Here is a 22,660-nt window from a genome sequence, read left to right as displayed (position 1 = left end):
GTAGTTATGAAATTACATCGTTTACTTGCATGCACCGTCATCTCGTTTGGGTTTCTGATTCCTGCGCTTGGACACGCGCAATCGAATTACCCTAATCGCCCCATACGCTTAATCATTCCATTTACTCCAGGCGGCGTTACTGATACTTCAGGTCGTTTTATTGCTGAGCAACTTTCACTGAAGTTAGGGCAGCAAGTCATTGCAGATAACAAGCCAGGCGCTTCAGGAAATATCGGCACTCAAATGGTTGCTTCTGCTGAGCCTGATGGGTATACCTTGTTATTGGGTTACGCCGGTACCCTGTCCATTAACCCAACGCTATCGGATAAGGTTCCATTTGATAGCGTCAAGGATTTTGCTCCAATAGGAAAAATTGGTGATGCCATATTGATATTGGTTGCCAATAATGATTTTCCTGGAAAGAGCTTGTCTGATGTGATTGAGATATCTAAAAAGAATCCCAATGGCTTGTCTTACGGAACATCAGGTACTGGAGGCACGCCAAATATTGCTGGTGAATTATTTAAGCAAAAATCAGGTGCAAACTTAGTTCATATTCCTTACAAGGGTGGTGGCCAAGCATTGCTAGATTTGTTGGGCGGAAATATTCCTCTGGTATACACAGCAGTCGCAGGGGCGAATCAGTATGTAAGCTCTGGACGCATTAAGGCGATTGCGGTATCTAGTGCAAAAAGAAGTGCAAGCATGCCTGACGTGCCAACCTTTATAGAAGGTGGTGTTAAAGACTTTGTCATTGATGACTGGGTCGGGTTGCTGGCCCCAGCAAAAACGCCAAAGCCTATCATCATGAAATTGAATCAAGCACTCAATGAGATCCTGAATTCAACAGAAGGTAAGGCTAGGCTATTTGCGATGGGCATCACCCCAACTCCAGGAACGCCAGAAAAGTTTGGCGAGCAAATCAAGGGTGACTTAATTCGCTTCGCGCCTATCGTCAAGGCGGCGAATATGAAATCTGACTAGGTTGTATTGTCTTATTTATTAAATAAGTGATAAATGATGGGGATAGCAACGGCGCTCACCACGCCGTTCATTCCCATTGCTAGGCTGGCATATGTCCCTGCTTCTGGATGAATGCTAAAAGCTCGTGAAGTGCCAATACCATGCGCGCCAATGCCAATAGCAAAGCCTCTTTGCCACCAAGCCTTCATGCCCAATGCATTTAGAACAAACGGCGCCAAGATTGCCCCCAGTATTCCGGTGCTGACTGCAAAAATCGCAGTTAGCGTTGGGGAGACGCCAATACGTTCTGCAATACCCATGGCAATTGGTGCTGTGACTGATTTGGGATACATGGCGCCGGTAATGCTTGAGTCTGCACCCAAAAGAGTTGCTATACCTACAGCGCTAATGATGGAGACTAGACCGCCAGTACAAAGCGATGCGATTAAAGGTAGAGAACGACCTTTGAGACTGCTTAAGCCGCGATAAATGGGAATAGCCAAAGATACTGTCGCAGAGCCCAATAAGAAGTGAATAAACTGAGCACCCTCAAAGTAGGTGGAGTAGGGCATCTCAATGAATTGAATCATGCTAGCCACAATCAGAATGGCAATCGCTACGGGATTGGCAAGTGGATTTTGATGCGTTGCCTTATAAATACTCAATCCAATCTGATAAGCAGCCAGCGTAATGAATAAGGCAAACAGCGGGCTACCCGATAAATAAACCCAAATCTCAACAATGGAGTGTTTTTCACTCATGAGATTCCTTCTTGCTCAGGAGACGCGCCACAAAAGCGCTTGAGGCAATGGTCAAAATGACGCTACCAAGCAATGCGCTGATGATGGCTAATGCATTGGCTTGGAGTTGCGGTAAGAAAAGCACCACACCTACAGCGGCCGGCACAAAAAGCAGACCAAGGTACTGGCTAAAGCCATCAGCCACTAAAGCCAGCTCGGAATTAATGCCCTTACGCAGAACAAGCCACAGAACTAGAAGAACCAGCCCAATGACTGGGCCTGGTAGGGTCGGCAAAAGGAACTTGGAAACCAGTTCGCCAAGGCTCTGAAAAAGAAGGATTTGTACCAAACCAAAAATCATGGCTTGATCTTACAGCCCATAATTTATGTTGCATAGCAATAAATCAATTCTTGGTTAAGATAAACACACCAAAAGCAGGGGTAATTCAAATATCCCAAACATAAAAGAATTTACAGGAGAGCACTAATGGCTGATTTGAATGTCAATGGCAAAAAGTACAAGGTGGATGTTGATCCAGATACCCCATTGCTTTGGGTGATTCGTGAACAAATCGGTTTGACCGGTACTAAATATGGCTGTGGCGTAGGTCAATGTGGTGCCTGCACCGTTTTATTTGAAGGTCAAGCTATTCGTAGCTGCTCTATTCCTGTTGCTGCAGCAGAAGGCAAAAAGATCGAGACCATTGAAAGCTTGGAAAAGAATGGCCAGCTTTCTAAAGTTCAAAAAGCTTGGGTTGACAACCAAGTGCCGCAGTGTGGCTACTGTCAATCTGGCATGGTGATGGCAACTACCGCTTTATTGCGCAACACACCAAAGCCAACGGATGCCCAAATTGATGCAGCCGTTACCAATATTTGCCGTTGCGGCACCTTCCAGCAAGTGCGCGAAGCGATTCACGCGGTTAGCAAGGCTTAAGGGGAAATATAAATGACTACAAATACAAATACTTCCCGCCGCCACTTCGTTATTGGCTCTAGTGCAATTGCTACGGGTTTGGCGATTGGCTTTGACTTCTCTTTTATGTCCGCGGCTCATGCAGCTATGGGTACAGGCACGACAGCAATGACGCCATTGGCCAGCCCAGAAATTGGAATCTGGGTTGTGGTGAAACCAAATGATGATGTTGTTGTGCGTATCGTTCGCTCGGAAATGGGTCAGGGCACCATTACTGGCCTAGCTCAGATGGTTGCTGAAGAATTGCAATGTGATTGGAAAAAAGTCTCTTATGACTATCCATCACCTGCCGAGAATCTTAAGCGCAAGCTAGCATGGGGTAGTTACTCCACTGGTGGTAGCCGTGGCATTCGTACTTCAGAGCAGTATGTTCGCAAAGGTGGCGCTGCTGCACGCATGATGTTGATCCAGGCTGCAGCCAATCAATGGAATGTCCCTGCTGCAGAGTGCGTAGCAAAAGATAGTGTCATCACGCACACTCCATCAGGCAAGAAAACAACCTTCGGTAAGGTTTCTGTTGCCGCATCTCAGTTAGAAGTGCCAAAAGAAGTGCCATTGAAAGATCCTAAAGAGTGGCAGTTGATTGGTAAGCCTGTAAACCGTATTGATGGCGTTGCCGACAAGGTCACTGGTAAGCAGGTCTATGCCATTGACTTAAAGATGCCAGGTATGTTGGTAGCTAATATTAAAGAGTCTCCAGTATTTGGTGGCAAAGTAAAAAGCTACGACGCGACTAAAGCGCAATCTATGAAGGGCGTCAAGAAAGTAGTTCAAGTTGGCGACTCAGCAGTAGCGGTCGTTGCAGATACGTTCTGGCAAGCTAAAACCGCTTTAGATCAAGTGAACATTGTTTGGGATAACGGCGCTAATGGCAATGTCTCTAGCGCTTCCATTAAGAAGATGTTGGAAGAGGGCTTAAATGCTGATGATGCTTTTGTGCATAACAAGCATGGCGACAGTAATTCTGGTATCGCAAGTGCATCTAAAACTTTAGAAGCCACTTACTTCTACCCATTTTTAAATCATGCAACCCTAGAGCCACAGACAGCCACAGCTAAGTGGACTACTGACTCCTGCGAAGCATGGGTACCAACTCAGGACGGTGAAGCCTCCTTAGCTGCTGTGATTGCTGCTTCTGGACTTCCTGCAGAGAAATGCAATGTGTATAAGGTAAACCTTGGCGGCGGTTTTGGTCGTCGTGGCGCCTTCCAGGACTACACCACGCAAGCGGTGAATATTGCCAAGCAAATGCCAGGCACTCCAATCAAGTTGATTTGGACACGCGAAGAGGATATGACTCAAGGGCGCTACCATCCTGTCATGATGTGTAAGTTGACTGCTGGTATTGATAGCAAGAAGAACATCACTGGCATTAATATGCGTTTGTCAGGCCAATCTATTTTGGCGGCAGTACGCCCTGCTGTAGTTGCGGCAAATAAAGGTAAAGATCCACTGGCTTTCCAAGGTCTTGATGATAGCGGTGAGCATGGCTTTACCTATAGTTTCCCTAACATTACTATTGATCACGCGATGCGTAACACTCATGTGCCACCAGGATTTTGGCGTGGCGTGAACGTGAATCAAAACGCAGTCTTCATCGAAACCTTTATGGATGAGATGGCTGAGGCAACAGGGGTAGATGCTGTGGAATTCCGTCGTAAGCATATGGGAAATCATCCACGCGCAATTGCTGTTCTCAATGCTGTAGCCGATGGCATTGGCTGGACTAAACCTGCAGCCCCTGGTGTATTCCGTGGTGTAGCGCAAATGCGTTCATTCGGTAGTTATGTAGCTGCAGCCTGCGAGCTTTCAGTGACTAACGGTAATGAAGTGAAGATTCATCGCTTTGTTGCTGCAACTGACCCAGGCTATGTAGTCAATCCTGCACAAGTTGCCCGTCAGGTATCTGGTTCATTTGTCTACGGCTTGTCAGCTTTATTCGAAGAAGAAATTACTATCGAAAAGGGTGCTGTTGTACAAAAGAACTTTGATACCTTTAACTCGATTCGCCTCTATCAGATGCCTAAAGTTGAAACCATCATTATTCAAGGTGGTGGCAAAGAATGGGGTGGTGTCGGCGAGCCAACGATTGCGGTAGCGGCACCAGCTGTTTTGAATGCTATTTACCGCGCAACGGGCAAGCGCTTGCGCACTGTGCCATTGAAAAATAGTGGCATCAAGTTGGTTTAAGCGTCAGCTAAAAGTGAACCAGTGCCAATGAAAAAGAGGATTGCACTAGCATTTTTATTGCTAGGCATCCTCGATTTCAGTACTGCTCATGCTCAAGTGGTTAAAAGGGATTCGATTTTCGAATCCCTTTCTACTGAACCTGGTAATCCAGTGCGTGGCAGGGCAATTGTGGCTAGTCGTCAAACGGGTTTATGTTTGTTGTGCCATAGTGGTCCATTTCCTGAGGAGCGTTTTCAGGGAAACTTGGCGCCAGAGCTTAAAGCGAGTGTTGCACGTTTAAATGCACCTCAATTAAGAGCTCGTATTGTCAATGCTGCGCACTTTAATCCCCAGACCATCATGCCCGCCTATTATCAAACGAGTCATCTGAATCGCGTAGCGCCTAAATTCGTTGGGCAAACCATATTAAATGGCCAAGAAATTGAAGATGTCGTTTCTTTCCTAATGACTTTAAATAATCCTAATTAACTGAAATTCTGATGAAGAAAACTATTCATAATCATCGTCGCCATTGGCTCAAGCAAGTTCGGGGTCTGGGGTTGTTGGCCCTGGGTTTTTGTGTAAACCCAATGTCAGCCTTTGCTAAAAAAGAAGATGCTGATGAGGCGATTAAAAAAATCACCGGTGGTGCTGCTATACGTGAAGGTAAGGTGACTTTAACCATACCGCCGCTGGTAGAGAACGGTAACTTAGTTGTATTAAAGGTCAGTGTAGATAGCCCTATGACAGCCAGTGATTACGTCAAGACTATTCATGTCGTCGCCGAAGGAAATCCTTTGCCTAACATTTTTACTGTTTATCTCAGCCCAAGATCTGGTACTGCCAACATTACAACGCGCGTTCGTTTGGCTGATAGCCAAAAAGTCTGGGCTATTGCGCAGATGAGTAATGGAAGTTATTGGCAGGGTTCTGCTGATACCTTGGTAACTCTTTCAGCATGTACGGAGATGGTATGAGTAAGACATCCCGGACCTCCATCACTATGCCGGCAACGGCAAAAAAAGATTCCATTATTGAGATTCGTGCGATTGCGCAGCATGATATGGAGTCGGGCTTTCGCTATACCGAGGGCGGCAAACTCATTCCTCGAGAAATTATTCGCACCTTTACCTGTACCTATAACAATGTAGAAATCTTTAAAGCAGATTTCTATTCTGGTGTTGGCGCAAACCCCTTAATCATCTTTACTACCATTGCTGTAGAGTCCGGTACCTTAGAATTTAAGTGGGTCGGAGACGATGGATATGAGGCTATCAACCAGGCACGCATTACTGTTTCGTGATTAAGCGGACGTCTTATTTCTCTCATTTACTAGGTGGTATTTGCCTAATACTGGCTAACCTCATGAGCATCGGGGTGGCACATTCAGCTTCGCCAACACAGCAATCCAGTTATGAATTGATGTCTGCTGAAAATAAGGGGATGCAAGATGATCCCTTATTAAATCCTGCTGTGTTTTGGGTGGGCGATGGAGAGTCCTTGTGGGAGCAGAAAATGGGGGCACAAAATAAATCCTGCAACACATGTCATGGCGATGCCAAAAAAACAATGCGTGGCGTAGCGACTCAATTTCCAAAGGTAATCAAAGGTAAGTTACAGACCCTGGAGGGGCAAATCAATCAATGCCGAGTAGGTGCGCAATCATCGCCGCCATTAAGCTACGAGAGTAAAGATCTCTTGGCATTAAGCGCTTTTATTGCTTTTCAATCCAAAGGAATGCCGATAGCTGTTAGTGAAAATGCTATTAATGCAAGGTTCATGAAAAAAGGTCGGCAGACATTTAATGAGCGCATGGGCCAGCTCAATTTATCTTGTGCGCAATGTCATGAAGATAGGGCGGGCTTAAAGCTTGGAGGTAGCCTCATTCCACAAGGGCATCCGAATGCTTATCCTATCTATCGCTTGGAGTGGCAGACTCTGGGTTCATTGCAACGAAGACTGCGTAACTGTATGAGCGGTGTGAGAGCGCAACAGTTTGAGTATGGCTCACCAGAAATGGCCCAGCTAGAGTTGTTTTTGATGTGGCGTGCTAGAGGCATGCCCCTAGAGTCTCCGGGGGTCAGACCTTAAGCTATCTGTAGTGTACTTAGTCGGAGAAGACTACCGAAGTTGCACCATTGATAAGAACGCGATCATGTAGGTAGTAGCGCAATGCCCTTGAGAGAACGGTGCGTTCTAGGTCGCGACCCTTGCGCACTAAGTCTTCTGGAGTGTCGCCATGGGTAACGCGAGTAACGTCTTGCTCAATAATCGGACCTTCATCCAAATCACTGGTAACAAAATGGGCAGTAGCACCAATCAGCTTGATACCTCGAGCATGGGCTTGATGGTAAGGCTTGGCACCTTTAAAGCTTGGCAAGAATGAATGGTGAACGTTAATGCAACGACCCGAGAGCTTAGTGGATAAGTCATCTGACAAGATTTGCATATAGCGCGCCAGGATGACCATATCCACTTTAGACTCTGCAACGATTTCCAAGAGTTTTGCTTCTTGCGCTGGTTTGGTATCAGGAGTAACTGGTAAATGATAGAAGGGGATATCAGCAAAATCAATGCTGGCATAAACATCACGCGGGTGGTTCGAGACAATGCCACAAATAATCATAGGCAATTCACCAATGCGCCAACGATAAAGCAGATCAACTAAACAATGATCTAACTTTGAGGCCATAATGAGTACGCGCTTGAGATCCTTGACTGCACGTAAATCCCAAGTTAGCTCAAAGCGCTTAGCAATCTCCACAAAGCCGGCTCTTAAAGAATCTACGTTCGCAGGGCAGCTAAAGCTAACGCGCATAAAAAAGCGCTTTGACGCTTTGTCATCAAACTGTTGAGCCTCTTCGATGTCGCCGCCTAGCTCAAATATATAGGTGGAAACCGCAGCAACGATGCCAGGTTTATTGGGGCAGGTAAGGGTGAGGTAGTAATTTTCTGTTGCCATATGAAATCGTCGGTAGATTGCTAATAAAGGTTGATTTTAGACTGTTATCCCTTTGGTAGGGGCTTGGTAGCGCAGCTATTGTTGGGCGGATTGCTTTGGTTTATCCGCAGGCCCCAATAAGGGTGTGCTGTTGTCGGTAATAGTAGGCAGAACCACCTCGACACAGATTGGTTTTGAGCCAATCACGTTAAAGAAGCTACATTCTTTTTTGGTGGCAGCAGAGGCTGCATGCTCTAAAGGGGATTTTCCTGTTGCAGCAGTAGAGGCTAAGCTTGCTGCAGTTCCAGGATTCGCAACAGCCGCAGCACCAACGCTACTTGCAGCAGCCGTGCTGGAAGTGCTTAATGCAGCGAGAGGCGCGGCACAGCCGACAATGAAAATAAGCGAGCTAGTTAGGGCTAAATAAAAAAACGCCCTCAGCACCGCTAGATCTCTTTTATTTAGAGCGACAAGCAACGTTAAAGACCCCGGCTGGCCATGAGCCACTCTCAATGGTTTCGAAAGCACTATCTGGAGTTTTTTGTTCTTCTACAACTTTGCCTTTGCCCATATTTCCAGCAAATACTTTAAATTCGATTGGTCGATATTTGATGGCGCTGCAATCAAATTCATTTAGACCAATAAGCGAGTTTGCAACTTCTTTAGTTTTTGGATTTTGTCCAGGCTTTCTAAAATCTAACATGGAAATAATTTGTGCTTTATCACCTTGTCTTTGAATCGTAGCCGTATCCGCGTAGAGTGTAAAAGTTTCTGTTTTACCTACTTCTTGCCATTCAGCAAATGCATTGGCTGAGCAAGTTAAAGCGGCGCTTAAAAGGAGAAGAGAAGAAATTTTTTTCATGGGAAAGCCTTTGAGTTTACTAATCAGAGTATGGAGTTATTTTACTCATCGTGACACTACAGGGTGTTGTTTTTGTCAACTTTCGAGATATTTTCGGATGTTTACTTATTGTTTAATTCAAGTTGGCGCTGAATATTTTCCGACTTCATCTTCAAGGGCAGATATTCATTATTGGCCCATAAGGCGTTCATATTGCGATACAGCTTGCTTTGCACCCATCCAGATTGACCAGTTTGATATACAAAAAGTGATTTCTCAAGATCCGACAAATCGTAGACCGCCCTTAAGCTAGGTGCTTGTAGCGTTTCATAAGGATTTTTAGATTGTGCCAACTCTAACCTGCCAACGTTGATGGAGTAGCCGTCACCAGGGAAGGGGGTTTTGATATTGAACAAGCTTCCCAGTACAGGAACCTTGCTAAAGGGCCGATGTTCTGAGATGGCGATATGGGCTTTGCCCCAGGTCCACGATTTAGGATCGTCACCATATTCCTTGCTTAAATATTCCAAGGCTTTATCAAGTGCTTTATTAGATGACTCCTGACAAGATTCAACTTGCTCTGTCTTGGGGTCATCACACCACGGGCTATTAGGATTTTTGACTTGATTCATGAGTGGTGCACGGTAGCTGCGCGACCCATAATTTTCGCTAAACATATAACTTAATCTAGAGAAGAGGTTACGTGTTAATTGGTCAGCCCATACGTTAAAGAGAAGTGCTGCTGCGCTATCTACTTTCATATTGCCGTCAAAGGTTTTGCCAACCTCCATTGCTTTAGCGCTTAATGGGTGAGAGCCTTGACTGGATTTAAATAACTCTAATAACGGCGTAGCTCCAAGTGATAGTGTGTCGCCTTGCATGGTTTTCATATCATCCACAGAGTGAATATTCTTAGATTTAATGAGATCGACGATGCGGTCATAGCGCGTTGGTAATTCCCAATCAGCCGTCAGAGGGTTGGGATCATTAACAGCAATAATTCTTTGATTAGCTGTTGCTATCCACCCTTGCTCAGGATTATTGCTGGCGGGGAGTTGCTCAAAAGGCACGTAGCCATTCCAGTCGTATTGGCGCTCCCAGCCTAGTGCTGGTGCCACACCATATAAGCCTTGGTGCAAAATTCGTTTGGGTGCTACACCAGCTGCCTGATAAGCAATATTCCCTTCTGTATCAGCCATCACTACGTTTTGCATTGGCGCATAATTTTTTCGCAGCGCTTGCTTAAATTGATCAAGGTCAGTGGCGCGATTCATGTCCAGCAATCCAACAACGGATTGATTTTCGATATCAAGTGCGGTCCAACGTAGTGCTAATGCAAAGCGATCTGTATCAATCGTGCGTTTGGCGCGAGCATACGACTCCGATATGACCGGGCCATGCCGAGTTTCTTTTACTAAGAAAGTCAGAGATGGAGCGCCTTTGACATCAATAATCTCTTGATGCACTTTGAATGGGAGTGGGCCATCTGGTCCTCGATACATACCTGGATTCTTGGGATCAATTTGTTCAATGTATAAATCTTGAACATCGGGTCCGGTATTCGTAAAGCTCCATGCAAACTTATCGGTTCTACCCAATACAACTGCCGGAATGCCTGGAAGGGTGCTGCCAATCACATTTAAGCCAGGCGCCTCAAGGTGAGCAAAGTACCAAATAGCAGGGGCAGATAATCCTAAGTGGGGATCATTGGCTAGCAATGGCTTGCCTGAAGCACTGAGCTTTCCACTCAGAGCCCAGTTATTCGAGCCAATACCCTCTTTGCCGCCCATTTGATCCCACTGATGATCCCAGCGACTTAGTTCAGTTGCCGGTAGGTTCTGGGGTTTGGCTCCCGTCGGGCCAGGAGTGGGGTGAAAGACTTTGAGTTCGCGATAGAGCTTGGAAAAATCCATATTGCTGACTGGCTCACTAGATTCATAAGGGGGAACAACTTCCCAAATTTGTTTAGTTGTCAGATATTGGGAGAGTTCCAGTCTTTGCAATTCTTTCTGCCAATTGCCACCAAGGTCGTATGCCATCATCAACATCCAGGCGACGCTATCCGTTGGAGACCAATGCCCTGGTTTTGATCCAGTCAAGAAATACTCCACTGGCAAAGCCCACCCTAATTGCGCATTGCCAGCATTGACGCCATCAGCATAGGCTTGCAGCAGTCTTTTTGCGGAGACAGGGTAACGATCAAACTGTCGTTCCGCTGCTCTCTTGACGCCTAGTGTGCGCACAAAGCGATCAATTTTTACCGTATCGCTTCCGAGGATTTCGGAGAGACGCCCACTAGCAATGCGACGATTCATTTCCATTTGCCAAGAACGTTCGCTCGCATGCAGGTAACCCAAGGCAAAGTAGGCATCTGCCTGACTTTTGGCTTTGATATGGGGAATGTCTACTTCGTCAAAGCTGATGGCAACCGAATCACCTAGGCTTTTGATGGTGCGCTTACCAGAGATATTCGATTGCGCAAAATATAAATAAGCAAGACCAACTGCTAAAACGATCACAATAAACAGGCCTACTAGCCAAAAGACGGATCGCAAAAGTTTGCTGACCCCAGATGATTTTGCCGGTGAATTCATAGGCATATTTTAGATGTTTTATGAAGCTCAGCCTTAGGTGGCGGGGTAAAAGGGGGTTCTGGGAGCTTGCAAGAGGATTAAAAGGGGCTTGCGTGCTAAAATTTCGCTTGTCTTGATTTATTTAGCACGGCTTTATTGTAAGTGCGAGCCCGAGTGGTGAAATCGGTAGACACAGCAGATTTAAAATCTGCCGACTCAAAAAAGTCGTGCCGGTTCGATTCCGGCCTCGGGCACCAAAGACACTCATTCATATGAATTTATCCAAACTTTTACTTTGCTCTTGCCTGACTTTTTCGTCTCTGGCTGCATGGGGCGTTGACGTTCTTGAATTTAACTGTAAGCGTTCAGAAAAAGGCTATACCGAAGAGTATGAAATGAAGCTCACACTGGCTGCGGGCTCACAAAAAGCAAAAGTATTCTTAGATGGCCGTGATCTGGATCAGTCAGATGCATTGGGATCACAGGTTGTTAAAAGCGTCACACTTGCTCGCCCCAATATTTTGATATTGATAGAGGCAAAGTTTGAGCCAGAAGAAATTATGGGAGTCTCTTACACAGCCGGTAGTGTTATTACCAACATCACTCTTGACCCCGTCACTGGCAAGTTTAAGAAGGTGGAAAAAATTCAGGGCGGCATTCTGGGGGCAACCATCGGAAACGGCACCCACACAAGCGAAGAGACTTGCGCACTCGCTAAATTGCCATACAAAAGCAAATAAGAAGCCTAACTAATCTTTAGTTAGGTTCTGTGACAAATCCCAACTTGGTTAAGCCCGCACGACGTGAGGCTGCCAGCACTTGCGCAACATACTCATACTTAACGGACTTATCGGCGCGCAGATTAATTTCTGGTTGTGGATCTTTCTGAGCAGCTTTTTCTGCATAGCCGTCGAAAGTTTTTAAATCAATCGCCGTGCTATTCCAGAAAATTTGACCATTAGCATCAATCGATAGTTGAACTGATTCAGGTTTGACTTCATTGCGGACGCTATTGGCTTTGGGTAATTCCACTTTCACGGCTTGCTGGATGACTGGCAGCGTGATGATGAAAATAATCAACAGCACCAACATGACGTCCACCATTGGCGTCATATTGATTTCCGACATGATGCTATCGTCGCTTTGTTCGTCTTGAATATGAAAGGACATAATTATTCCCCGGAGCTAACGCGAGCACCAGTAACGAAATAGGCCAATAGATCATTGCCAAAACGATTGAGGTCAGCAACAAATAATTTATTGGCGCGATTGATAGCGTTAAAGGCAAGAACCGCAGGAATGGCTACGGCCAATCCAAGGGCAGTCATGATCAGCGCTTCACCAATAGGGCCGGCAACTTGATCGATCTGTGCGCTGCCAGAGCTGCTGATAGAGATCAAAGCATGATAGATACCCCAGACGGTTCCAAACAAGCCAATGAACGGAGCAATCGCGCCAGTAGAACCTAAGAAGGTTAGGCCCTTCTGTAAACCTGCTGCTACGCTATCAACGCTATTTTTGAGGCTTCTAGCCATCCACTCAGAATAGTTGAGTGTTTGCAGTAATTCGCGGTGATTAGTGGATTGGCTTTGGTGGTGTGCCGATGCCTTAGTTGCTGACTTAGCAATTTGATAATACGGATTGGCAGCATGATTACTAAAGACTTGCATGCCTTGTTCAAATGAAGTGGCACGCCAGAATTGCTCGAGCTCTGGTTTCAGTTTGCGTAGATTACGCAAATCCCATAGACGGGTTAATAGGATTACCCAAGTCACGATAGAGCAAGTGAGTAGGGCAATTGCCACGAAGCGGGTAATTGCATCACCCTCAAGCCAAAGATTTGCTATGCCAAATGGTGTGTTCATATTGTTTAGTTCTTGAGGTTAAATTTAATTAAAAGATTGGTGGAAATTCTTTGGGGTGAACCGTTTACTACAAAGGGTTTAAAGCGATAACGTTTACCGATGTCAGTGGCGGCGCGATCAAGTCGGGGAAAAGTGCTTGACTGCAGCATTGCCACATCTTCTACATTACCAGTTTCATCAATAATTAAGCGCACTACAACTGCCCCTTGTTCTCCAGAACGCTTAGAAAAGGAAGGGTAGTAAGCATCTGCATCTGGCTGGTAAACCACGACCAGTTTACCAATGTCAGTCTGAATCGGTGTGCCACTGGCACCCCCACTGGTAGCAGGGGCAACCGCCGCATTTGGCGCTTGAGACTGTGACTGCGCTTCAGATTTGCTTTGCGCTTGGTTTTGCTGTGGTGCCTGCTGTGTCTGGGTTGGGCTTGGCTTATCGGAAGGATTCTCTTTTGCTTTTTCCTTGACTGCTTTTTTCTCTTCCTTTGGTTTTGGTGGAGTAGCAGCAGGTGGCTGTTGCGTCTTAGATGCCTCAGGACTAACGAGATTTGCCATGACGCGCGCATCATCCATTTGAGGAGGGCGCTTACTTAGGTGGATAAACTCTAAAGCAGGCAGGGCATGCAGGAGCACTACGATGCCAATGATGATGCGTTCTGTTTTATTGAACGGCAGAAAGGCATCTAGTTTATTGAGAAAAGAGCTCATCTCACTTCGCCTAAGATGCGTGCTTCTACTATATGTGAATTCAAATCTGCAGACATTAAATCTTGTGCCATCAGCAATAGTGAAACTTCATTTTTACTACTTAGAAATAGTACTGTTCCATGCCCCATAGCAAGGTTTGCCTTTTGTAGACTCTCAAGCTGTCTTTTGAGTTGCCTGACTACCGCATCGCTAGTGTCAATCAGCGTAATGGATTCACCAAGCAGTTTACGAATCGATTTCCTTAAAAAGGGGTAGTGGGTGCAGCCAAGTACTAGGGTATCTGCACCAGCATCCTGAATAGGTTCAAGATGTTTGGCAAGCAACTCTAATGTTTCTTCGCCATCTGCCTTACCTGATTCAATTAAAGGAACCAAGCCTGCGCCTGCTTGTTTGATGAATCTGCAATCAGTTGGCAGAGTGTTTAATAGAGCGTTGAACTTATCGCTCTTCAGGGTTGCTTCAGTAGCAAGGACTCCAACTATATTATTTTGAGATTGCATCGATGCTGGCTTAATGCCTGGCTCTACTCCAATGATCGGGATAGAAAGCGTTTCTCGAATCTGCTTTATTGCTTCAGCGGTTGCGGTATTGCAGGCAACTACGATGGCATCACATCCTTGACTTGCTAGATGCCTGCATAAAGTAAGACTGCGTGCTGCAATCCAAGCACTCGATTTTTCGCCATAAGGTGCATTGGCGGAGTCGGCAAGATAAACATAATCGTGCTGTGGAAGTTGGCGCAGAGCCTCATCCAAAATGGATAAGCCTCCAACGCCAGAATCAAATACTCCGATTAGTGCCAATATATGCTCAGTAGTCGCTGATAAAGTGCTTAAACAATTCCGGAATTAAGCGATCTTGACTGGAATACCAGCAATCTTGGTTTGCCACTCTTTAGGCCCAGTCTCGTGCATCGAGATGCCTTCCGAGTTCACTGCAACAGTTACTGGCATATCTTTGACATCAAACTCATAAATAGCTTCCATGCCTAAGTCAGCAAAGCCTACCACCTTAGATGCTTGGATAGCCTTAGATACCAAGTAAGCAGCGCCACCAACAACCATTAAATAGGCTGACTTATGCTTCTTGATGGCTTCAATCGCTTCTGGACCACGCTCTGCTTTACCAATCATGGAAATCAAGCCAGTTTTGGCAAGCATCATTTCAGTGAACTTATCCATGCGGGTAGAGGTAGTGGGGCCTGCAGGGCCAACCACTTCATCGCGCACAGGATCAACAGGGCCGACGTAATAGATCACGCGGTTTTTAAAGTCCACTGGAAGCTCTTCACCCTTTGCAAGCATGTCTTGAATACGTTTGTGCGCAGCATCACGACCAGTCAAAATCTTACCGTTAAGCAATAAAGTTTGGCCTGGTTTCCAGCTCGCGACTTCTTCTGGAGTAAGGGTATCTAAATTAACGCGTTTAGATTTTTGAACGTCTGGAGTCCAGGTGACATCTGGCCAATCAGACAGGGAAGGAGCCTCTAGTTTTGCAGGACCATCACCGTGTAAATGGAAATGTACATGGCGAGTAGCTGCACAGTTTGGAATCATCGCAACAGGCAATGACGCTGCATGCGTTGGATATTCCATTATCTTGATATCTAGCACGGTAGCTAAGCCACCAAGACCTTGGGCGCCGATACCCAATTTGTTTACTTTTTCATAGAGCTCTAAACGCAGTTCTTCAGCGCGAGTTTTAGCACCACGCTCAATAAGTTCCTGAATATCTACTGGACCCATCAAAGATTCTTTTGCCATGAGCATGGCTTTTTCTGGTGTGCCACCTATGCCAATGCCGAGGATGCCGGGAGGGCACCAGCCTGCACCCATAGTAGGAAGCGTTTTAAGTACCCAATCCACAATTGAATCAGAAGGGTTGAGCATGACCATCTTGGCTTTGTTTTCTGAGCCGCCACCTTTGGCTGCACAAATTACTTCAACATCGTCGCCCGGGACAATTTCGTAATGGATTACTGCTGGTGTGTTGTCGCCAGTATTTTTGCGTTTACCCGCTGGATCAGAGAGGACTGATGCGCGCAAAGTATTGTCTGGGTTGAGGTAAGCACGACGAACACCTTCATTCACCATGTCAGAAACACTCATAGTGGCATCAGGCCATTGGACATTCATGCCAATCTTTAAGAAAACCACTGCAATGCCAGTGTCTTGGCACATAGGTCGGTGACCTTCAGCGCACATACGGCTATTGGTCAGAATTTGAGCAATAGCATCCTTGGCCGCCTCACCTTGTTCAAGCTCATAAGCCTTACCCATGGCAGTAATAAAGTCCTTGGGGTGGTAATAAGAGATGAACTGGAATGCATCTGCAACGCTTTGAATCAGGTCGTTTTGTTTAATATTGGTCATGGTTTTAGGCTTATTTCCACATTATTAGTAAGGTTTGCCCTATTTTAAGGGTTTGCCATAGAGCAAATCCCCAGTGTTTTCACTTATCTTCTAAGGTCTTGAGGGTGTAAACCCATCATTTTGCGACATTTTTTCGCATTTGTAGTGGATTTTGAATATTGATTATTAGATAGAGGGCTGTGAAGCATGGAACCATTAAAGCAAGAAAACCGCGTATTTAACCCGCCTGCAGACTTTGTAAAGAGCGCGGCCATTCCAGGTATGGAAGCCTATAACAAGCTTTGTGCTGAAGCTAATGCGGATTACGACGGTTTCTGGGGTCGTCTTGCTAAAGAGAATCTCTATTGGAAAAAACCTTTTACCAAGGTTTTGGATGAATCCAAAGCGCCTTTCTATAAATGGTTCGAAGATGGCACAACGAATGCCTCCTATAACTGCTTGGATCGCCAAGTGGAAGCCGGCTTAGGCGATAAAACAGCCATCATTTTTGAAGCCGATGACGGCACAGTTACTAAAGTAACTTACAAAGAGATGCTTGAGCGCGTTTGCAAAATGGCAAATGCTCTGCGTAAGATGGGCGTTAAGTCAGGTGACAGTGTCATCATTTACATGGCTATGACGATTGAAGGCATTGTTGCTATGCAGGCATGCGCCCGTATTGGCGCAATTCACTCGGTAGTGTTTGGCGGATTCTCTGCACAAGCCTTGCGTGATCGGATTATGGACGTAGGTGCAGTTGCCGTCATTACAGCCGATGGTCAATTCCGCGGCGGTAAAGCATTGCCATTAAAAGCTATTTGTGACGAAGCCTTGTCTACTGGCGAGTGCCCTAAGGTGAAGCATGTCATCGTGAGCAAGCGTACTGGCACTGATGTCACGATGCAAGCTGGTCGCGACGTTTGGATGCAAGAGATCGTAGCGAATGAAGCAACGACATGCGAGCCAGAGTGGGTCAGCGCTGAGCATCCATTGTTCATTCTTTACACATCCGGTTCAACTGGTAAACCAAAGGGTGTACAGCACTCTACTGGCGGCTACCTCTTATGGGCCATTCTCACAATGAAGTGGACATTTGACATCAAGCCAAACGATGTGTTCTGGTGTACTGCCGACATTGGTTGGGTAACAGGTCACTCCTATATTACCTATGGTCCACTCGCAGTCGGCGCCACTGAGATCGTATTTGAAGGTGTTCCAACATATCCAAATGCTGGCCGTTTCTGGGACATGATCCAAAAACATAAAGCCTCTATTTTCTATACAGCACCAACAGCGATTCGTTCATTGATCAAAGCATCTAGCAACGATGAAGCGGTGCATCCCAAGAGCTACGATTTGTCTTCATTGCGTCTCTTAGGTTCTGTTGGTGAGCCAATCAATCCAGAAGCATGGATGTGGTACTACGAGAATGTTGGTAATTCCAAGTGCCCAATCGCAGATACATTCTGGCAAACAGAAACTGGCGGTCACATGATTTCTCCATTGCCGGGCGCAACCCCAATGATTCCTGGTTCGTGCACATTGCCACTGCCAGGTATTCAGGCGGCGATTGTGGACGAGGCTGGTGTTGATGTTCCAAACGGCCAAGGCGGCATCTTGGTTGTGAAGCGTCCATGGCCTTCCATGATTCGTACAATTTGGAATGATGCAGATCGTTTTGTAAAGTCTTACTTCCCAGAAGAGTTGGGCGGTACTTTATATCTGGCTGGAGACGGCGCAATTCGTAATAAAGACACTGGCTACTTCACCATTACGGGTCGTATCGATGACGTCTTGAACGTTTCTGGTCACCGCATGGGTACGATGGAAATCGAATCTTGCTTGGTGGCTAACCCATTAGTTGCTGAAGCAGCAGTGGTTGGTCGCCCTGATGAATTGACAGGTGAGGCGATTTGCGTATTCGTTGTTCTCAAAGGTGGTCGCCCAACCGGTGATGATGCCAAGAAACTTGCTACCGAATTGCGCAACTGGGTCGGTAAAGAGATCGGCCCGATCGCCAAGCCCAAGGATGTGCGTTTCGGCGACAACTTGCCCAAGACCCGTTCTGGCAAGATCATGCGCCGTCTCTTGCGTGTGATTGCTAAAGGCGAAGAGGTGACTCAAGACACCTCAACCCTGGAAAACCCACACATCTTGGACCAGCTCAAAGAGTCTTTATAAGCGCCTAATTGCGCTTTTGGAGCCAACCCTTCCGGCAATCGTATAATTGCAGCCTGTACGGAAGGGTGGATGAGCGGTTTAAGTCACACGCCTGGAAAGCGTGCGTAGGTTAATAGCCTACCGCGGGTTCGAATCCCGCCTCTTCCGCCAAGTCAATAGGTATTACAAGGGTTTGTAGAGATACAACACCCTTGTTACCAAAATCGTTACCAAAACCACGCTGGATTGCGGTTTGAATCTCAACTGGTTGGCACTCTAGGTATTTACAAAGAACTAGTCCCCGAGGTTTTGTATGATTCCTACTTTAAAATCAATAACTTACAGAACCAAGGTTTTTACTGAGATACGCCACCTCAAAATTGCCAAGAAATGGGACTCTGAAGGCTAAAACACTTCAACCCTATGACCTAATGTTGAGGTACCCCTAAAAGTCGTTTAAAACGACAGATATCGCGATCAGGTATAGAATTTGATCCATGTTGCTCCGTAGTAAAACACTCGTCCTATTGATGTGCCTCTTCTTAATTGCATTTAAGGCGGCCGCTGGAAGTATTTTTATCCAGGCTGCAATTGAGCGGGCAGAACTCGCGGGTAGTTACAGTACTTCCTTAATGTCACAGCAAGCACACAACGGCTCTGAATCTGCTGATGACAAAGAGCAGGTTCACACCATGTATCTCATGAGTCATGTGACTGCAAATATTAGCGATGTTGGGGTTACTTTTTTTGTTCCGACAATCACAGCCCACAAATTTGCTCTAGCGAATGAAGTTTTGTTTACGCAAAACTTCCCTGACTCAGCATTTAAACCACCCAAAGATATAGCCTAATTTACTTAGGTGGGGCATGCCTTAGGGGCGTGGCCCTTTTCTATTCGGCTAGCAGTACTTAGCCTTGTTTTGGGAAATATCATTATGTCTAAATTTTTAAAAATATTGCCTTTGGCATTATTGGTTTTATTCGTTTCTGCCTGCAGTAGCGTTAAGTTAGATGACGCTAATGGTGTCGCCACAGTTAATGCCGGAAGCTCTTCTGGTTACGATCCAATCAGCGATCCAAAGTCTAGTGTGTACGGCAAGCGTTCAATTTATTTTGAGTTTGATAGCTATACCGTTGATCCAAAATATGTCTCCACAATCTCTGCCCATGCCGCATATCTAAAAGCGTTTCAAAAGCAAAAGGCATTCATCATTATTCAAGGCAATACCGATGATCGTGGAACTGCTGAATACAACCTAGCCCTAGGCCAAAAGCGATCTGAGGCAGTTAAAAAGGCTTTACTCGCTCAAGGCGTTAGCGAATCTCAATTAGAGGCGGTGAGCTTTGGTAAAGAAAAGCCAGCCAACCCAGCCCAGACAGAGGCGGCATTTAAAGAAAATCGCCGCGCTGATTTTGTCTATCAATAACCAATGGACCACCCAATGAAAAACATATTTAAATTCAGTTTGATAGGAATTGCTTTCCTAGGTGGATGTGCAACAAATGTTACACCCAATAATCCAGTACAGCTTGCTAAAACCCCATCACCAATGACAGCTCCAGCTCCTGATCATTCAGGATCAGTAGCTAAGCGACTAAATGATTGCATCATTCGCGGAAATCAGAGTGCTGATGCTTTGCTGGTGGATAGTCAGGTTATTGCTGTGACAAGAAACAATTCCCATGCAAAGACTCTCTTTAGCTCTGCAGATAAATTGACAGACGAGCAAGCTAAGGCATTAACGAATTATCTGGCCGAAGCAAATTCCTGCCGACCTATTGCTTTGGAGGGATTAAGTCCTGAAAAGAAAGCGGTCTATGAGGATTTCTTTAAAAAGATTGATGGCGTATATGCCGATCTTATTGCTAAAAAGATCACCATTGGTGTAGCTAATCAAGAAAGGCAATTACTTATGCAAGATGCGCATATGAAGAAGCTGGCGCTTCAATCTAAAAAGAATTAGTGAGGCTGATTTATGGCTAGATATAAATTTGTCTGTCGTTCTTGTAAGTTTGAATGCATCAGTAGCATTGGGAGAGAAGTTGGGCTTCACTCTTCTAGAGTGGCAATGGTCTGCAAGTCTTGTTCAACGATTGATGCTTATACGGTAGCCCATCCAGGAAGCATCAATACTGAAATTAGTATGCTGCCTGTTTGCACCAGTTGTAACTCTAGCAGTCATCTGTCGGAGTGGGATGGTCTTACATGTCCCCACTGCAATATGAATATGAGGGCCCTAGGCGGAGATGTAGATGCCGAGAGGCCTTTTAAGTATTGGTAAAGGAGAATTGTGATGAGCGAACATCAGAGAACCCTTGAGGAGCTATTTGAGCAGTTAGGGCTTTCCTCGCAACAGATTCATATAGAGCGTTTTATAGAAAGACACCAATTGAAACCGGGGTCTATCCTGTCCGATGCCATTTATTGGGCGCCAGATCAAAAGGCTTTTTTGATTGAGACTAAAGCGGATGACTCAGAGTGGTCAGAGGTGGTTGATCAATTGGCCAATATGCTCATTAGAAAGCCAAACCCATAAAAATATTGTTTAAAAAGCATTTTTAATGAATGCCAAGGGTTATCACCAAGGCGTTCCCCCTTAAAAGTAGCTATTCTGTTTTGAGCTAAAAATACTATGGAGGAGACATCCATGAATTCAGAGAACTTTACCAATAGACGTAAAGTCATCACAGCGGCTTTGGCTGGTGGAGCCAGTTCTTTATTGCCATCTTGGGTAATGGGTGCTGAGAAAACGAATTTACCAATAGCCTATGGTGAGCGCGAACTTATGGCCTTTCCTGAAAAGAAGCCCATGATTGTGTTAACTTCTAGGCCTCCACAATTAGAAACCCCATTTAAGTATTACGACAATCACGTCATTACGCCCAATGATGAATTTTTTGTGCGTTATCACATGGCCGGTATTCCAACATCGATTGACCCAAATACCTATAGATTAAAAGTTGGTGGCAACGTAGAAAAGCCTTTAGAGATTTCTCTAGAGTCTTTAAAGAAAAATTTCCTATCTCAACGCATTGTTGCAGTGAATCAATGCTCTGGTAACAGTCGTGGCTTGTTTGAACCTAGAGTCAATGGTGGCCAGCTCGGTAATGGCGCGATGGGTAATGCCGCTTGGGTTGGCGTTGCTCTAAAAGATATTTTGAAGGCCGCCAACCCTGGTCGTGGCGCCAAACAGGTCACCTTTGATGGCTTGGATCAGCCGGTATTGCCAAGCGATTCTGATTTTGTAAAAGGTTTAGATATAGATCACGCCATGGATGGCAATGTCATGGTTGCCTACCAAATGAATGGTACCGACATTCCTTTTCTAAACGGCTATCCAATTAAGTTAATTGTGCCTGGCTACTACGGTACTTATTGGGTAAAACATCTTAGTGAAATTAAGGTGGTTGATGATGTATATAACGGTTATTGGATGAATCCTGCTTATCGCATCCCAGATAATGACTGTAACTGTGTTGCGCCCGGCACCGCTCCTTCTAAAACGATTCCAATTAATCAATTTACGATTCGCTCTTTCATTACGAACTTCACAGACAATAGCGTTGTCACTGTTGGTAAGCCGGTTCAAGCCCGAGGCATTGCCTTTGATGCTGGCTATGGCATTAAGAAAGTACTGTTCTCTCAGGATAATGGGCAGAATTGGACGGAGGCTAGATTGGGTCAGGATCTTGGACGCTTCTCATTTAGAGAGTGGCGTGTTGAATTCACACCAAAACAAAAAGGGACATTGGACTTGCGGGTCAGAGCCTCTAATCATGCCGGCCAAGTTCAACCGATGACGGCTAGCTGGATGCCTGCTGGCTACATGCGGAACGTTGTTGAGACTGTCAAAGTCACAGCGGTTTAAGGAGAAGAATATGAAAAAAATTATCCTCCTTCTATCCGCTCTTGCTTTGGCACAAATGGCCCAAGCTAAAACAATTGAGTTGCCAGCAGATACTGTTTTATGGAGACCATCAGATTTGCCTGGTTATCAATTAACCCTACAAAAATGTTCCGCCTGTCACTCAGCCCATTATGCTGAATATCAGCCACCAAACACTGGGGTGGGATATTGGAATGCTCAGGTCTTGAGAATGAAAAATGTCTTCAAAGCGCCAATTACTGATGAAGAAGTGCCAGTGATTGTCGATTACTTAAATAAGACCTATGGGGCAAATAGGAAGTAGAGATTCGGAATCCAGCCCTATTAATACTTAAACCGCCTTCGGGTGGTTTTTTCATTAGAAGCCCAAAACAAAGTTCATGATGTATTTTTCTTAGGGATGAGATTGGTATTGACTTTTTCCGATTCCATCTTGGGTCACCGAGCTACAAAGGGCTATCTTAAGAAACGTATTATTTATGCATTGTGT

The 22,660-nt window shown here is 45.5% G+C and carries 26 protein-coding genes and 2 tRNA genes; 17 read left to right on the top strand and 11 right to left on the bottom strand.

Translation table 11 applies throughout. The annotated features are described in order from the left end of the window. Window positions 1-6: 6 nt before the first annotated feature. Entirely contained in the window at window positions 7-984 is a 978-nt protein-coding gene (locus tag AOC21_RS05815; RefSeq protein WP_215391074.1) for a tripartite tricarboxylate transporter substrate binding protein, read from the top strand. A gap of 11 nt (window positions 985-995) precedes the next feature. Here the strand turns inward: AOC21_RS05815 and AOC21_RS05810 are convergent, their stop codons facing one another. Both AOC21_RS05810 and AOC21_RS05805 read right to left on the bottom strand, forming a co-directional pair. Beyond that, window positions 996-1,724 (bottom strand): LrgB family protein, encoded by a 729-nt coding sequence (locus AOC21_RS05810; RefSeq protein WP_215391073.1) that lies wholly within the window; start codon window positions 1,722-1,724, stop codon window positions 996-998. Further along, the gene (locus AOC21_RS05805; RefSeq protein WP_215391072.1) at window positions 1,717-2,064 is read right to left on the bottom strand and encodes a CidA/LrgA family protein; all 348 of its coding nucleotides are present in this window, start codon (window positions 2,062-2,064) and stop codon (window positions 1,717-1,719) included. The genes AOC21_RS05810 and AOC21_RS05805 overlap by 8 nt, the downstream gene beginning before the upstream one ends. 126 nt (window positions 2,065-2,190) lie before the next feature. On the opposite strand from AOC21_RS05805, the gene AOC21_RS05800 reads away from it, so the two are divergent. The 6 genes from AOC21_RS05800 to soxA all read left to right on the top strand — a co-directional run bounded on the left by AOC21_RS05800 (window position 2,191) and on the right by soxA (window position 6,939). Then, a complete protein-coding gene (locus AOC21_RS05800) occupies window positions 2,191-2,640 on the top strand; it encodes a (2Fe-2S)-binding protein (protein ID WP_215391071.1) in 450 nt (149 codons plus the stop codon). 12 nt (window positions 2,641-2,652) lie between these two features. After that, window positions 2,653-4,869, top strand: a complete 2,217-nt coding sequence (locus AOC21_RS05795; RefSeq protein ID WP_215391070.1) for a xanthine dehydrogenase family protein molybdopterin-binding subunit — start codon at window positions 2,653-2,655, stop codon at window positions 4,867-4,869. A 27-nt stretch (window positions 4,870-4,896) separates the two neighbouring features. Then, window positions 4,897-5,337, top strand: a complete 441-nt coding sequence (gene soxX / locus AOC21_RS05790; RefSeq protein ID WP_215392776.1) for a sulfur oxidation c-type cytochrome SoxX — start codon at window positions 4,897-4,899, stop codon at window positions 5,335-5,337. An 11-nt stretch (window positions 5,338-5,348) separates the two neighbouring features. Further along, a complete protein-coding gene (locus AOC21_RS05785) occupies window positions 5,349-5,825 on the top strand; it encodes a SoxY-related AACIE arm protein (RefSeq protein ID WP_215391069.1) in 477 nt (158 codons plus the stop codon). Further along, window positions 5,822-6,151 (top strand): thiosulfate oxidation carrier complex protein SoxZ, encoded by a 330-nt coding sequence (locus AOC21_RS05780; protein ID WP_215391068.1) that lies wholly within the window; start codon window positions 5,822-5,824, stop codon window positions 6,149-6,151. The genes AOC21_RS05785 and AOC21_RS05780 overlap by 4 nt, the downstream gene beginning before the upstream one ends. Window positions 6,152-6,213: 62 nt before the next feature. Further along, the gene (soxA, locus tag AOC21_RS05775; RefSeq protein WP_215391067.1) at window positions 6,214-6,939 is read left to right on the top strand and encodes a sulfur oxidation c-type cytochrome SoxA; all 726 of its coding nucleotides are present in this window, start codon (window positions 6,214-6,216) and stop codon (window positions 6,937-6,939) included. A 16-nt stretch (window positions 6,940-6,955) separates the two neighbouring features. Here the strand turns inward: soxA and purU are convergent, their stop codons facing one another. The 4 genes from purU to AOC21_RS05755 form a co-directional block, all read right to left on the bottom strand. Then, window positions 6,956-7,810 (bottom strand): formyltetrahydrofolate deformylase, encoded by an 855-nt coding sequence (gene purU / locus AOC21_RS05770; RefSeq protein WP_215391066.1) that lies wholly within the window; start codon window positions 7,808-7,810, stop codon window positions 6,956-6,958. Window positions 7,811-7,885: 75 nt separating this feature from the next. Then, the gene (locus tag AOC21_RS05765; protein ID WP_215391065.1) at window positions 7,886-8,233 is read right to left on the bottom strand and encodes a hypothetical protein; all 348 of its coding nucleotides are present in this window, start codon (window positions 8,231-8,233) and stop codon (window positions 7,886-7,888) included. A gap of 13 nt (window positions 8,234-8,246) precedes the next feature. Further along, window positions 8,247-8,651, bottom strand: a complete 405-nt coding sequence (locus AOC21_RS05760) for a surface-adhesin E family protein (protein ID WP_215391064.1) — start codon at window positions 8,649-8,651, stop codon at window positions 8,247-8,249. Between the two features lie 101 nt (window positions 8,652-8,752). Further along, complete coding sequence (locus AOC21_RS05755) at window positions 8,753-11,230, bottom strand: penicillin acylase family protein (RefSeq protein WP_251371466.1); 2,478 nt, start codon at window positions 11,228-11,230, stop codon at window positions 8,753-8,755. Between the two features lie 141 nt (window positions 11,231-11,371). Here AOC21_RS05755 and AOC21_RS05750 point away from each other — a divergent pair. Together AOC21_RS05750 and AOC21_RS05745 are read left to right on the top strand one after the other, a co-directional pair. Next, window positions 11,372-11,460: transfer RNA gene (locus AOC21_RS05750), tRNA-Leu, on the top strand. 15 nt (window positions 11,461-11,475) lie between these two features. Then, window positions 11,476-11,943 (top strand): hypothetical protein, encoded by a 468-nt coding sequence (locus AOC21_RS05745; protein ID WP_251371464.1) that lies wholly within the window; start codon window positions 11,476-11,478, stop codon window positions 11,941-11,943. Window positions 11,944-11,959: 16 nt separating this feature from the next. On the opposite strand, the gene AOC21_RS05740 is transcribed toward AOC21_RS05745, so the two are convergent. The 5 genes from AOC21_RS05740 to AOC21_RS05720 are packed head-to-tail and all read right to left on the bottom strand — an operon-like array spanning window position 11,960 to window position 16,144. Next, on the bottom strand, window positions 11,960-12,373 hold the full coding sequence (locus tag AOC21_RS05740) for a biopolymer transporter ExbD (RefSeq protein WP_215391063.1): 414 nt from the start codon (window positions 12,371-12,373) through the stop codon (window positions 11,960-11,962). 2 nt (window positions 12,374-12,375) lie between these two features. After that, window positions 12,376-13,068, bottom strand: coding sequence for a MotA/TolQ/ExbB proton channel family protein (locus tag AOC21_RS05735; RefSeq protein ID WP_215391062.1), 693 nt, complete (start codon window positions 13,066-13,068; stop codon window positions 12,376-12,378). Between the two features lie 5 nt (window positions 13,069-13,073). Then, the gene (locus AOC21_RS05730) at window positions 13,074-13,772 is read right to left on the bottom strand and encodes an energy transducer TonB (RefSeq protein ID WP_215391061.1); all 699 of its coding nucleotides are present in this window, start codon (window positions 13,770-13,772) and stop codon (window positions 13,074-13,076) included. Beyond that, on the bottom strand, window positions 13,769-14,575 hold the full coding sequence (gene murI / locus AOC21_RS05725; RefSeq protein ID WP_215391060.1) for a glutamate racemase: 807 nt from the start codon (window positions 14,573-14,575) through the stop codon (window positions 13,769-13,771). The genes AOC21_RS05730 and murI overlap by 4 nt, the downstream gene beginning before the upstream one ends. A gap of 45 nt (window positions 14,576-14,620) precedes the next feature. Then, on the bottom strand, window positions 14,621-16,144 hold the full coding sequence (locus AOC21_RS05720; protein ID WP_215391059.1) for a fumarate hydratase: 1,524 nt from the start codon (window positions 16,142-16,144) through the stop codon (window positions 14,621-14,623). A 186-nt stretch (window positions 16,145-16,330) separates the two neighbouring features. On the opposite strand from AOC21_RS05720, the gene acs reads away from it, so the two are divergent. From acs to AOC21_RS05680, 8 genes are all read left to right on the top strand, one after another. Beyond that, window positions 16,331-18,304: an acetate--CoA ligase gene (gene acs / locus AOC21_RS05715; protein ID WP_215391058.1), complete on the top strand. Its 1,974-nt coding sequence runs from the start codon at window positions 16,331-16,333 to the stop codon at window positions 18,302-18,304. Between the two features lie 59 nt (window positions 18,305-18,363). Continuing rightward, window positions 18,364-18,454 (top strand) — tRNA-Ser (locus tag AOC21_RS05710). 326 nt (window positions 18,455-18,780) lie between these two features. Further along, window positions 18,781-19,134 carry a hypothetical protein gene (locus tag AOC21_RS05705; RefSeq protein ID WP_215309784.1) on the top strand — a complete coding sequence of 118 codons (354 nt, stop codon included), beginning with the start codon at window positions 18,781-18,783 and terminating at the stop codon, window positions 19,132-19,134. Between the two features lie 84 nt (window positions 19,135-19,218). After that, window positions 19,219-19,710 (top strand): peptidoglycan-associated lipoprotein Pal, encoded by a 492-nt coding sequence (pal, locus tag AOC21_RS05700; RefSeq protein WP_215309786.1) that lies wholly within the window; start codon window positions 19,219-19,221, stop codon window positions 19,708-19,710. Window positions 19,711-19,725: 15 nt separating this feature from the next. Beyond that, window positions 19,726-20,247 (top strand): hypothetical protein, encoded by a 522-nt coding sequence (locus AOC21_RS05695; protein WP_215391057.1) that lies wholly within the window; start codon window positions 19,726-19,728, stop codon window positions 20,245-20,247. A gap of 330 nt (window positions 20,248-20,577) precedes the next feature. After that, a complete protein-coding gene (locus AOC21_RS05690; RefSeq protein ID WP_215309790.1) occupies window positions 20,578-20,820 on the top strand; it encodes a DUF2789 family protein in 243 nt (80 codons plus the stop codon). 111 nt (window positions 20,821-20,931) lie between these two features. Beyond that, window positions 20,932-22,152: a molybdopterin-dependent oxidoreductase gene (locus AOC21_RS05685; RefSeq protein ID WP_215309792.1), complete on the top strand. Its 1,221-nt coding sequence runs from the start codon at window positions 20,932-20,934 to the stop codon at window positions 22,150-22,152. 10 nt (window positions 22,153-22,162) lie between these two features. After that, the gene (locus AOC21_RS05680; RefSeq protein WP_215309794.1) at window positions 22,163-22,474 is read left to right on the top strand and encodes a cytochrome c, class I; all 312 of its coding nucleotides are present in this window, start codon (window positions 22,163-22,165) and stop codon (window positions 22,472-22,474) included. Window positions 22,475-22,660 lie beyond the last annotated feature (186 nt).

Origin of the sequence: Polynucleobacter sp. VK25, from assembly GCF_018687355.1 — a bacterium.
In the GTDB taxonomy this organism is placed as follows: Bacteria; Pseudomonadota; Gammaproteobacteria; order Burkholderiales; family Burkholderiaceae; genus Polynucleobacter.
This window is presented reverse-complemented; position numbering and strand designations above follow the sequence as displayed.

Excerpts from the sequence above, each read along its gene's own strand:
- AOC21_RS05810 (WP_215391073.1), bottom strand. The coding sequence starts at position 1,724 with ATGAGTGAAAAACACTCCATTGTTGAGATTTGGGTTTATTTATCGGGT.
- AOC21_RS05720 (WP_215391059.1), bottom strand. The coding sequence starts at position 16,144 with ATGACCAATATTAAACAAAACGACCTGATTCAAAGCGTTGCAGATGCA.
- AOC21_RS05685 (WP_215309792.1), top strand. The coding sequence starts at position 20,932 with ATGAATTCAGAGAACTTTACCAATAGACGTAAAGTCATCACAGCGGCT.
- AOC21_RS05795 (WP_215391070.1), top strand. The coding sequence starts at position 2,653 with ATGACTACAAATACAAATACTTCCCGCCGCCACTTCGTTATTGGCTCT.
- AOC21_RS05740 (WP_215391063.1), bottom strand. The coding sequence starts at position 12,373 with ATGTCCTTTCATATTCAAGACGAACAAAGCGACGATAGCATCATGTCG.
- AOC21_RS05760 (WP_215391064.1), bottom strand. The coding sequence starts at position 8,651 with ATGAAAAAAATTTCTTCTCTTCTCCTTTTAAGCGCCGCTTTAACTTGC.
- AOC21_RS05785 (WP_215391069.1), top strand. The coding sequence starts at position 5,349 with ATGAAGAAAACTATTCATAATCATCGTCGCCATTGGCTCAAGCAAGTT.
- pal (WP_215309786.1), top strand. The coding sequence starts at position 19,219 with ATGTCTAAATTTTTAAAAATATTGCCTTTGGCATTATTGGTTTTATTC.
- purU (WP_215391066.1), bottom strand. The coding sequence starts at position 7,810 with ATGGCAACAGAAAATTACTACCTCACCCTTACCTGCCCCAATAAACCT.
- soxA (WP_215391067.1), top strand. The coding sequence starts at position 6,214 with ATGAGCATCGGGGTGGCACATTCAGCTTCGCCAACACAGCAATCCAGT.
- acs (WP_215391058.1), top strand. The coding sequence starts at position 16,331 with ATGGAACCATTAAAGCAAGAAAACCGCGTATTTAACCCGCCTGCAGAC.
- AOC21_RS05800 (WP_215391071.1), top strand. The coding sequence starts at position 2,191 with ATGGCTGATTTGAATGTCAATGGCAAAAAGTACAAGGTGGATGTTGAT.
- AOC21_RS05680 (WP_215309794.1), top strand. The coding sequence starts at position 22,163 with ATGAAAAAAATTATCCTCCTTCTATCCGCTCTTGCTTTGGCACAAATG.
- AOC21_RS05745 (WP_251371464.1), top strand. The coding sequence starts at position 11,476 with ATGAATTTATCCAAACTTTTACTTTGCTCTTGCCTGACTTTTTCGTCT.
- AOC21_RS05805 (WP_215391072.1), bottom strand. The coding sequence starts at position 2,064 with ATGATTTTTGGTTTGGTACAAATCCTTCTTTTTCAGAGCCTTGGCGAA.
- soxX (WP_215392776.1), top strand. The coding sequence starts at position 4,897 with ATGAAAAAGAGGATTGCACTAGCATTTTTATTGCTAGGCATCCTCGAT.
- AOC21_RS05730 (WP_215391061.1), bottom strand. The coding sequence starts at position 13,772 with ATGAGCTCTTTTCTCAATAAACTAGATGCCTTTCTGCCGTTCAATAAA.
- AOC21_RS05735 (WP_215391062.1), bottom strand. The coding sequence starts at position 13,068 with ATGAACACACCATTTGGCATAGCAAATCTTTGGCTTGAGGGTGATGCA.
- AOC21_RS05690 (WP_215309790.1), top strand. The coding sequence starts at position 20,578 with ATGAGCGAACATCAGAGAACCCTTGAGGAGCTATTTGAGCAGTTAGGG.
- AOC21_RS05755 (WP_251371466.1), bottom strand. The coding sequence starts at position 11,230 with ATGCCTATGAATTCACCGGCAAAATCATCTGGGGTCAGCAAACTTTTG.
- AOC21_RS05695 (WP_215391057.1), top strand. The coding sequence starts at position 19,726 with ATGAAAAACATATTTAAATTCAGTTTGATAGGAATTGCTTTCCTAGGT.
- AOC21_RS05780 (WP_215391068.1), top strand. The coding sequence starts at position 5,822 with ATGAGTAAGACATCCCGGACCTCCATCACTATGCCGGCAACGGCAAAA.
- AOC21_RS05705 (WP_215309784.1), top strand. The coding sequence starts at position 18,781 with ATGTTGCTCCGTAGTAAAACACTCGTCCTATTGATGTGCCTCTTCTTA.
- AOC21_RS05815 (WP_215391074.1), top strand. The coding sequence starts at position 7 with ATGAAATTACATCGTTTACTTGCATGCACCGTCATCTCGTTTGGGTTT.